This window comes from Allocoleopsis sp., assembly GCF_036703385.1.
Taxonomy (GTDB): Bacteria; Cyanobacteriota; Cyanobacteriia; order Cyanobacteriales; family Coleofasciculaceae; genus Allocoleopsis.
In genome coordinates this window covers 1-8,032 of sequence record NZ_DATNPA010000431.1, presented here as the reverse complement: position 1 = coordinate 8,032, position 8,032 = coordinate 1, and the positions used below count along the sequence as shown (strand labels likewise).

Sequence of the window (8,032 nt, the reverse complement as noted above, 5' to 3'; positions counted from 1 at the left end):
CTCGCGATCGCCTCTTTTATCGGTTCCTCTAGTCCGCGCGATCGCAAATGTTGCACCGCTGGGTCAAATGAGCCGACTCCGGGTAGAACGACAGCATCCGCCTGCTCAATGTCTGTTGGTAAATCCGTCACTTGAGGGGTTGCCCCGGCTTTCTCTAAGCCTTTACAGGCCGAGTGCAGGTTTCCCATGTCATAGTCTATAACAGCAATTATTGGCATGAACCTGCGCCCCCTTACTTGTGTGATTAAATCTATATCTATTTTATGTTGCCGTCGTCTATCTCCTATGGACTCAACGGCCTATCAATCGATTTTAGATTTTGGATTTTGGATTTGAGATTGGCTCCACCTTCAAAGGATGGAGCTACATTCAGCAAAATTCTTTGATGATTCCCCTTAACAGGAAAGACTTGAAACCCTTTTTTGGTCAAATGTCTATAGTTTTAGTTCTCTGATGTCACATATTCTGCTAACCTCATTTCAAACCTGGCTACCTCATCAGAAATCCAATTCGTCTGATGATTTACTTGAAGAAGTTGTCAAACTTGACTCATTGCCACACACTTTGACGTTCTTGAGGCAGCTACCCGTTGATATTTCCCAAGCGAGTGAGCTTGCGATCGCAAAAATCAACGAACTGCAACCGGATATTATTATCTGCTGTGGCATGGCAGAATCTCGCCGTCAATTAAGCGTTGAATCCAATGCCCGTAATGGAAGCAGGGTGCTCAATACGCCTGTGGACTTAGATAAACTCTTACAGGGTTTAGTGAAGACGACGCTTAGCCATGATGCGGGGAAATTTGTTTGCGAAGGGCTGTATTATTCTGTGTTAAATCATCTGCAAAAAAATGAGTTCAAAAAACACGGTATATTTGTCCATGTTCCCGTTTTGACTCAAAATAATATTGCTGAGATTCTGACGGATTTTACATTAATCATGCACAGATTAACGGCTTTATAAACCTCAGCTAGACACAGATTTAGAACACAGTTCTCTTCGTACTACCTAGCAGAAACGGTAAGCCTGTTACACGTCTATCTCTGTGCTTGACTTATCCGGAATTAGTATTTATTTTTGCCAGAGGATTAAGAATCAACGACCAAAAAGCTGCTGTCGTCTGGCTCTTAAGTAAATCCTCACAGGGAATTGATAAAACTCTGTCGCCAGCCATAGGACAATCGTCAGATGGGACAAGAAAGTTAACCCAGTCCAAGCCACGGGTAGCCAAGACAAGGTACTACCTGGTTCTGGAGGGAAAGTGTAGGCAGCTAGGCCAATCAGGCTAGTTGGAAGAGCAACAAGTCCGATGGCAAACAGCCAGGAAGTCCATCCCCAGTCAACTCCCTCTAAGTGTCCTCCCTTCCATGTCTTACCATTCCAGTGCCAGGTTAGGGGGGGATTTCGGTCAGCCATCTTCAGCTGTTGTCGTTCCAGATCTGCAATGAAAATGTGGCGGCAGCCTTCACAAGCCATTGCATCCATTAATGGCATCGCTTTGAGTTGATTTAGGCGGCAGACTGGACAGGGGTAGATTTCTTGATAGTGGAAAGGGCGGCTTTTATCTATTGAACTGTACATTGGAAAAGCAATTGCGCTAGTTTTTCGTTCTCTGTGTTCGTGGAGCTTGATCGATAGTAAAGATGCCAATCCGCAGGTGGCAAAAGCAGATCTCCCCATTACTGCAACGCTTAGTGAAACTGCTTTAATTTCTCAATTAGATGATCGAAATAGGGCGCAAGGTTGGCTTGCTGCTCTGGTGCCACCTCCTTTAAACTGGCAGCTTTGATGCCCTCTAAACCCACCACCATCGCATCTAATGGTACTTGCAATTCTTGATAGAGCAGTTGCATGTAGTGTAACCCATCGGCACTGGTGTAGTCGGTGTGCTGTCCGGCAATACCATAGGTAATGCAACGCAGGAAGTGCCAGAAGTCACGCCAGCAGGCATCTGCTCGTTCTGCTGGGTAAAGTCCACCCCCAGGTTGGGTAATGGTGGGGAAGGTGTTCAGAACCTTGACTCTGGCTTCATTGACAATGTCATTGACCTGATCGCGCAGTTGTCTAGCGGCAGGAATTAACTCTGATGGATTCGGTGCAATCGCCTGAATGTGCTGCAAATCCTCATCGGTCAAATAACGACCTGCATCGTCAGCAGCCTGGAAACACTGGATTGCCTCTGCCGGATGGGTGCTTTCCCAGGTAGCAAAACTGACAATTCTGGCTTTTTGAATTAGTTCTCGAACTTTTTCACTCAGTTGCGGCTTTGTCATAGTAAAAGACTTAGAACTCCGTAAATCAATCGAATAGGCAGTTTAGATACCTAACAGCTTATCTGTTGATTCACCTCTTGGTTGCCTTCAGGTCTAAAGTGGAGAACATGTTTATGGTTCACGCTCATGGATCTCAACCAAATCGAAACCAATCTGCAAAACTCAGATTTTCAGTATCGACTCAAGGCAATCTCTGCCCTCAAGGATTATCCTCCAGATGTCGCTGTTCCTTTACTCATCAGACACATCCAAGACCCAGAGTTTCTGGTAAGAACGTTTGTTGCCAGGGAGTTAGGGCGACAAAAAACGTCTGAATCCTTTGCTTCCCTGCTTCAAATTATGAAGTTTGACAACACGCCTAATGTGCGTGCAGAAGCCGCGAATTCTCTGTCTTTGTTCGGGGGAGTTTCCGCCTCGCACTTGGTACAGACATTTTTTAGAGATGATCACTGGCTGGTACGCCGTAGCATCCTGGCGGCTCTAGTAGAAATGAATTGCTCAGAAGAAGTCCTAGAGGTGTGCGATCAGGGGCTGATGGGAGATGATGCCGCCGTGCAAGAAGCATCTATTGATGCTCTGGGTGCGTTAGCGGGTTCTCGTCAGTCTGAGGCGGCTCTGTCCAAACTCCTAACCCTCACAAATTCCAGGGCTGAATATATCCGGGTACGGGTTGCCCATGCCCTGAAGCGCTTTGATTCACCGGAAGCCAGGGATGCCTTGTCTCAATTGAGGAAGGATACCGACCACCGAGTTGTTGGGGCGGCGATGGAAGATTTATTGAAAGTTAACTGGAATAAATTTCAGACTTAACTCTATCTGTAAGATTCCGAAAAAAGTACCCCTCCGGGTGAGGTCTTCCGGATTAAGGGCAGCCTATAGTGTATCTATGGAGTATAGCAATTGGGCAAAAATGTCCAGCATAAATGTTCCAAAATTTACATTACTTAATGTTTAGCGGAGCACAATAGGGAGAAGCAAACCCTTGCTCCTGATGTTTGTATACACAATAGGAGAAAGTTATGGCGGAGATACTGAGCGGCGGTCAAATGCTCTGGAAACTGGAGGGAAATGATCGAGTCTTGCACCTACGGCATGATCCATCACAGCCGTGGCGTCCCTACGAAGAATTTCCACAGTATGTTCTGCCTGATCCTGAAGGCTTTTCTAAAGGAATTGCTACCTTTTTAGCCTTGCTCAAAAAGGATTGGATAGCCATTAAGTCTTAAGAAATGGACAGAAAATCATCTGCTGACATTTGAGCCATCCAGACATCCTTGTTACAACCCTACGATAGGGCAGAAGATTGGATAATATCTGAAGACACGCACCTAAGAGGAGTGATTCAGGCTTTCTAATGTTGTCTTCAGTGTTAGTGGATGTCTGGTTTCTAATTCTGGTGCAGGTTGACTGAGCAGGCGCGATCGCATATCTTCATTCAGCCCCTGAACTAGGGTGAAGTCTGCTCCGGCAATACTTTCAAGTCGTTCAAATTCTGCATCTGTCAGATCCGCTGCCCGCAAGTCTACTCCAGCTAAATTCGCCCCATTCAAGCGGGCATGACGTAAAAAAGCGCCGGTTAAAATCGAGCGTCGCATGTCGGCCTGTACTAAGCGTGCTCCTCTCAAGTTTGCCCCAGTCAGGTCAGCCCCTCCCAAATATGCACCTAAAAGATTGGCTCCTTGTAAATCGGCGTACCGTAGATTAGCCGTATTCAACGGCGCACCGTTGAGATGCGCTCCTGGCCCGATTGCTCCGGAGGACTTGTAAGCCAAGCCTTCCGGAAAACAGGTTTGGCTATCATACCGCGCTCCTTGCAGCTTCGTATCCGTTAAATTCGCTCCACTTAGATCTGTTCCACTCAGATCCACTCGATATAAACAGGCTCCCTCTAAGTTGGCTTGTCGAAGCACCGCATGGCTAAGATTCGCCCCCCGCAGATCGGCTCCCCGCAGATCGGCTTGGCTCAGGTTGGTTTGGCTCAGGTCAGCGCGAATTAGCGTAGCCCGACACAAGTTAGCCTTTTGCAGGTCAAATCCTCTGAGGTTGAATTGGTACAAATCTTCCTGGATCAGAGCCATCCCGGCGTTGAGAAGCGCCAAAACATCTTGAGGGGTCTTCTGAATCTCTCTGCCTGTCATGGATTGGAATTCTGACATTGTTATTCAACGGTATTGTACCGCGCCCCATTTACAATCATTAGGAAAGTTTTGTGATGCCTCTGTTTTGTGAAGGAGAACCGATGGTGTTTGTGCAACCCATAACAATGATGGACTTTTTTCATAAAAGCGAAGGAGTCTGGTTTACTCAGCGCACAGTGCATCATTTTGACACGGTGACGGATGAATCAGGAGAATCCAAACTCCATGTGCAGGTGCTTAAACCGGATGACCCCAGGATTCTAACCATCTGTGAGCTGCAAGGCATCGATCCGGCGATCGCCGCAGGGGGAGCCAGCTTTATGTGGCAGGCACACCAGGATAACCAGGAACCCAATCCAGATCAGGCAGCTGTGTTGATTGATGTGCCGGATGATGAGACGGGGCGATCCGGTAAACTGCTCCGCAATCAAGGCTATGTGGAAAAGATTCCAGTGGTTAGCCGCTACTGGTTTGGCAAAGATGGGATTCTGACGATCGATACTGATTATGAGAGTAACCAGGGACAGGAACGTTGCTGGTTCATTACCGATGATTTTCGAGTCCGCGTCAGCACCGTGCGAATGATGAATGGGGTGTATTTAATGACCTATTGCTCGGAACGGCGCTGTGTGTCTGAAGCAGACTTAGCTGCAATGATCCAGCACAATTTGTCTAGAGCATCCTCATGACTAGATGAGATTACGTTAAGGATCTTTACTTTGTTTCACTCATTTGAGACGCCTTGTCTAGGAACCCCGTATTCTCAGGGATCAAGGCAAATGAGACGGTGAATCTATGTATAAATCCTTCCTTGAGCATCTGGAACAATCGCTGTTTCAACGGTTTGATTTGCAAAGTCGCCCGATTCCTGCGGGGTTAGAGTCGCAGGTGAGCGAACGAGGGAGAAACCCCGCCGTCATCCAGAGTTGGTGCTATCAATGCCCGGAGTTTCGGAAAATTCGCTACACCTATATAGACGCGGGTGCTAGTGCCCAGATACTCAATAGTGTGGTTTATCCCAGTCACCACTACGAGTTGCCTTTGTTGGGGATTGACTTTCTCTCATTTGGGCAAGTCAAAAACCTGATTGTCATGGACTTTCAGCCGTTATTTCAAGACGAAGCGTACCTAAGGAAGTATATTTATCCCCTGAAGACATTGCATGATCAGTATCCTGATCTGGCGCAGGGTCTGGAAATGAAGTTTTATGATGCCAATCAGTACTTCTCAAAATATTTATTGTTTGCCAAAACGGATACGGAAACGGTGAAAACACGAGTTTTCGAGGCATTCAAAGATTATTTGAATCTGTACTGGCAGATGCTAGAGGACGCCAAACCTCTGACTGAGGCGGAAGATATTCGGCGGATTGTTAAAGCCCAAAAGAACTACGATCAATATAGTGCCGACCGAGACCCAGCATCGGGGCTGTTCAGTAGCTACTTTGGACATGAATGGGCGGAAAAGTTTTTGTATGAATTTTTGTTTGAGGATGCCGTGCCATTAGCGGCTACGGCAGCCAAAAAATGATTGAGATGGACTATGACTCTTTATCAGCCTTTTTTAGATTATGCGATCGCTCTGTTACAAGAACGCTTAGACTTGCAACCTTACCCCATTCCAGAGGGGTTTGAGGCAAAGTCGGCGATCGTGGGCAAGGGCAAACATCAAGACGAAGTCTTAACAACCAGTTATGGTTATCAGGCTACCAAACTCCGGCAAATTCGAGCCGCGCATGTGCAGGGGGGAAACTCTCTCCAGGTTTTAAACTTCGTCATTTTTCCGCATTTGAACTACGACTTACCCTTTTTTGGTGCGGATTTGGTTACGCTACCGGGAGGGCATCTCATTGCTCTGGATATGCAACCCCTGTTTCGGGACGATCCGAGTTATCAAGCCAAGTATACTCAGCCCATCCTGCCTATCTTTGAGACTTATCAGCAACACCTACCTTGGGGGGGCGACTTTCCGGAAGAAGCTCGTCCTTTCTTTTCCCCGGCGTTTTTGTGGACTCGACCCCAGCAAACTGAGGTGGTGGAAACCCACGTCTTTGCGGCGTTTCAAGCTTATCTTCAGGCATACCTGAATTTTGTGGATCAAGCAGAACCCGTAACGAACTCCTCTTCACTGAGGGCGATTGAACAAGCTCAACTCCGTTATCTCCGCTACCGGGCTGAAAAAGATCCGGCACGGGGAATGTTTACTCGGTTTTATGGTTCACAATGGACGGAGGAGTATATCCACGGCTTCTTGTTTGACCTAGAGCGAAAACTGGCAATGGCAGCGACAGAGTAGCGCTCCTTGGATGGTGCTGGTTTGCCCTAAAGGGGCAATTTTTGTCTCAAAGACCAAAAACATGACTATTACTTAGGTTGAATGTCACTGACTTAAGAACTTTCCTCGCTCACCAACCAACCCTTGTGCAGGGGGTCTGGGGGAGGCACTCCGTCCCCCAGTGGGGGGTTTGGGGGGAGACCCCCCAATCTGGGTTTTTCTCAAAGAACGACTACTTTTTGCTTAAGTCAGTGACATTCTACTTAGGTTTGTAATATTTACGGAATCTGAGAAAATCAATCATACGCTCTTTAAGTAATTTACCTTTAGGAAACACAACGGATATGGCTGATATTCCAGAACTCACTTCATTCGATCAAGCAACCCCTCAAGAACTGACCGAAATCATCGCTGAGTTGGAAAAATATCGGGAACGCTTAGTGAACGATACCCTGTCCATGGCACAGCGAGCTAAAATCATGAAGGCGCAAGCTTTGGCTCATCTGGAGCCTAACCTGGCTCAAATTGATTCGACGCTTCAGGCACTCCGCGAACGGCAAGTCGCTAAAACCAATGGTAACTAAATCCTGAGAACACGAACAGCGATAGAGAATTTGTGATGAGTTACCCCCTCAATTTTGAACCTTCAGCCGTGGATGACCCAGCGCTGCGAGTCCAAGCTGAAAATGATGCCCTGATACAAAGGGTCAATGAAGAGATTACACTGGGCACTTTCGACCCGACCGACCAACAAGTCTTGAGGCAATTAGTAGAAGGGTTGGGAGACTCACGGGGACTAGTTCGCTTGCAGTTTGCAGAAACTCTAGGGGAAATTGGTGAATCCGCGACCCCTTTTTTGCTAGAAGCTCTGGCACATCATCCGGATGTAGTCACGCGACGAGCAGCGGCGAAGACGCTCACGATTATCGCTGACCCAGCAGCCGTGCCAACCTTGCTCCATGCTTTCCTCAATGATCCAGATACGGTGGTCAAAGGTTCGTCTGCTGGAGCACTGGCAAGAACAGGAGAGGCGGCTGTCCCGGCTCTGTTGGATATCCTGGCCTCAACGGAGCAGCCTGAAGATATCAAAGGTCATGCCGCATGGGCACTCGCATTTATCGGCTCTGAAGCCGCTGATTATCTCTACAAAGCGTTGAATGCGGCTTCCCTGGATGTACGCTGTGCGGTCATTGGGGCACTCGGTCATGTGGCACAAGAGCAGTCCGATGAAAAATCTTGCAACCTCCTGGTTTCATCTCTGGCTGACCCGGAACCACTCATTCGTACAGAGGCAGCGGCAGCCTTGGGGCAAGTGACCTATCCTCCCGCTGTTGAGCCTTTAATTCG

The 8,032-nt window shown here is 47.7% G+C and carries 11 protein-coding genes and 1 pseudogene; 8 read left to right on the top strand and 4 right to left on the bottom strand.

The genetic code is table 11. The features are described 5' to 3' along the window. A pseudogene (locus V6C93_RS21305) lies at positions 1-218 on the bottom strand (imidazole glycerol phosphate synthase subunit HisH); the annotation flags it as partial. A 235-nt stretch (positions 219-453) separates the two neighbouring features. Between V6C93_RS21305 and V6C93_RS21300 the strand changes: the two are divergent. Continuing rightward, positions 454-963, top strand: a complete 510-nt coding sequence (locus tag V6C93_RS21300; protein WP_333478683.1) for a peptidase C15 — start codon at positions 454-456, stop codon at positions 961-963. Positions 964-1,095: 132 nt separating this feature from the next. Here V6C93_RS21300 and V6C93_RS21295 read toward each other — a convergent pair whose 3' ends face one another. Then, a complete protein-coding gene (locus V6C93_RS21295; RefSeq protein WP_333478682.1) occupies positions 1,096-1,581 on the bottom strand; it encodes a hypothetical protein in 486 nt (161 codons plus the stop codon). A 110-nt stretch (positions 1,582-1,691) separates the two neighbouring features. Then, the gene (locus V6C93_RS21290; protein WP_333478681.1) at positions 1,692-2,273 is read right to left on the bottom strand and encodes a phycobilisome protein; all 582 of its coding nucleotides are present in this window, start codon (positions 2,271-2,273) and stop codon (positions 1,692-1,694) included. Positions 2,274-2,399: 126 nt separating this feature from the next. Between V6C93_RS21290 and V6C93_RS21285 the strand changes: the two genes are divergently transcribed. Next, positions 2,400-3,083 carry a HEAT repeat domain-containing protein gene (locus V6C93_RS21285; protein WP_333478680.1) on the top strand — a complete coding sequence of 228 codons (684 nt, stop codon included), beginning with the start codon at positions 2,400-2,402 and terminating at the stop codon, positions 3,081-3,083. 209 nt (positions 3,084-3,292) lie between these two features. Continuing rightward, positions 3,293-3,499: a hypothetical protein gene (locus V6C93_RS21280; RefSeq protein ID WP_333478679.1), complete on the top strand. Its 207-nt coding sequence runs from the start codon at positions 3,293-3,295 to the stop codon at positions 3,497-3,499. 102 nt (positions 3,500-3,601) lie between these two features. Here V6C93_RS21280 and V6C93_RS21275 read toward each other — a convergent pair whose 3' ends face one another. After that, positions 3,602-4,429 carry a pentapeptide repeat-containing protein gene (locus tag V6C93_RS21275; RefSeq protein ID WP_333478678.1) on the bottom strand — a complete coding sequence of 276 codons (828 nt, stop codon included), beginning with the start codon at positions 4,427-4,429 and terminating at the stop codon, positions 3,602-3,604. Positions 4,430-4,485: 56 nt separating this feature from the next. Here V6C93_RS21275 and V6C93_RS21270 point away from each other — a divergent pair, with 56 nt between their 5' ends. From V6C93_RS21270 to V6C93_RS21250, 5 genes are all read left to right on the top strand, one after another. Continuing rightward, positions 4,486-5,100 carry a phycobiliprotein lyase gene (locus V6C93_RS21270; RefSeq protein WP_333478677.1) on the top strand — a complete coding sequence of 205 codons (615 nt, stop codon included), beginning with the start codon at positions 4,486-4,488 and terminating at the stop codon, positions 5,098-5,100. Positions 5,101-5,206: 106 nt separating this feature from the next. Next, a complete protein-coding gene (locus V6C93_RS21265; protein ID WP_333478676.1) occupies positions 5,207-5,941 on the top strand; it encodes a 15,16-dihydrobiliverdin:ferredoxin oxidoreductase in 735 nt (244 codons plus the stop codon). Between the two features lie 12 nt (positions 5,942-5,953). Next, on the top strand, positions 5,954-6,706 hold the full coding sequence (locus V6C93_RS21260) for a phycoerythrobilin:ferredoxin oxidoreductase (RefSeq protein ID WP_333478675.1): 753 nt from the start codon (positions 5,954-5,956) through the stop codon (positions 6,704-6,706). A gap of 323 nt (positions 6,707-7,029) precedes the next feature. After that, positions 7,030-7,269: a hypothetical protein gene (locus V6C93_RS21255; RefSeq protein ID WP_333478674.1), complete on the top strand. Its 240-nt coding sequence runs from the start codon at positions 7,030-7,032 to the stop codon at positions 7,267-7,269. 35 nt (positions 7,270-7,304) lie between these two features. Next, positions 7,305-8,032: HEAT repeat domain-containing protein (locus V6C93_RS21250; protein WP_333478673.1), on the top strand; the 728-nt coding region annotated here is incomplete at its 3' end.

Excerpts from the sequence above, each read along its gene's own strand:
- V6C93_RS21295 (WP_333478682.1), bottom strand. The coding sequence starts at position 1,581 with ATGTACAGTTCAATAGATAAAAGCCGCCCTTTCCACTATCAAGAAATC.
- V6C93_RS21260 (WP_333478675.1), top strand. The coding sequence starts at position 5,954 with ATGACTCTTTATCAGCCTTTTTTAGATTATGCGATCGCTCTGTTACAA.
- V6C93_RS21290 (WP_333478681.1), bottom strand. The coding sequence starts at position 2,273 with ATGACAAAGCCGCAACTGAGTGAAAAAGTTCGAGAACTAATTCAAAAA.
- V6C93_RS21255 (WP_333478674.1), top strand. The coding sequence starts at position 7,030 with ATGGCTGATATTCCAGAACTCACTTCATTCGATCAAGCAACCCCTCAA.
- V6C93_RS21265 (WP_333478676.1), top strand. The coding sequence starts at position 5,207 with ATGTATAAATCCTTCCTTGAGCATCTGGAACAATCGCTGTTTCAACGG.
- V6C93_RS21300 (WP_333478683.1), top strand. The coding sequence starts at position 454 with ATGTCACATATTCTGCTAACCTCATTTCAAACCTGGCTACCTCATCAG.
- V6C93_RS21275 (WP_333478678.1), bottom strand. The coding sequence starts at position 4,429 with ATGTCAGAATTCCAATCCATGACAGGCAGAGAGATTCAGAAGACCCCT.
- V6C93_RS21280 (WP_333478679.1), top strand. The coding sequence starts at position 3,293 with ATGGCGGAGATACTGAGCGGCGGTCAAATGCTCTGGAAACTGGAGGGA.
- V6C93_RS21270 (WP_333478677.1), top strand. The coding sequence starts at position 4,486 with ATGCCTCTGTTTTGTGAAGGAGAACCGATGGTGTTTGTGCAACCCATA.
- V6C93_RS21285 (WP_333478680.1), top strand. The coding sequence starts at position 2,400 with ATGGATCTCAACCAAATCGAAACCAATCTGCAAAACTCAGATTTTCAG.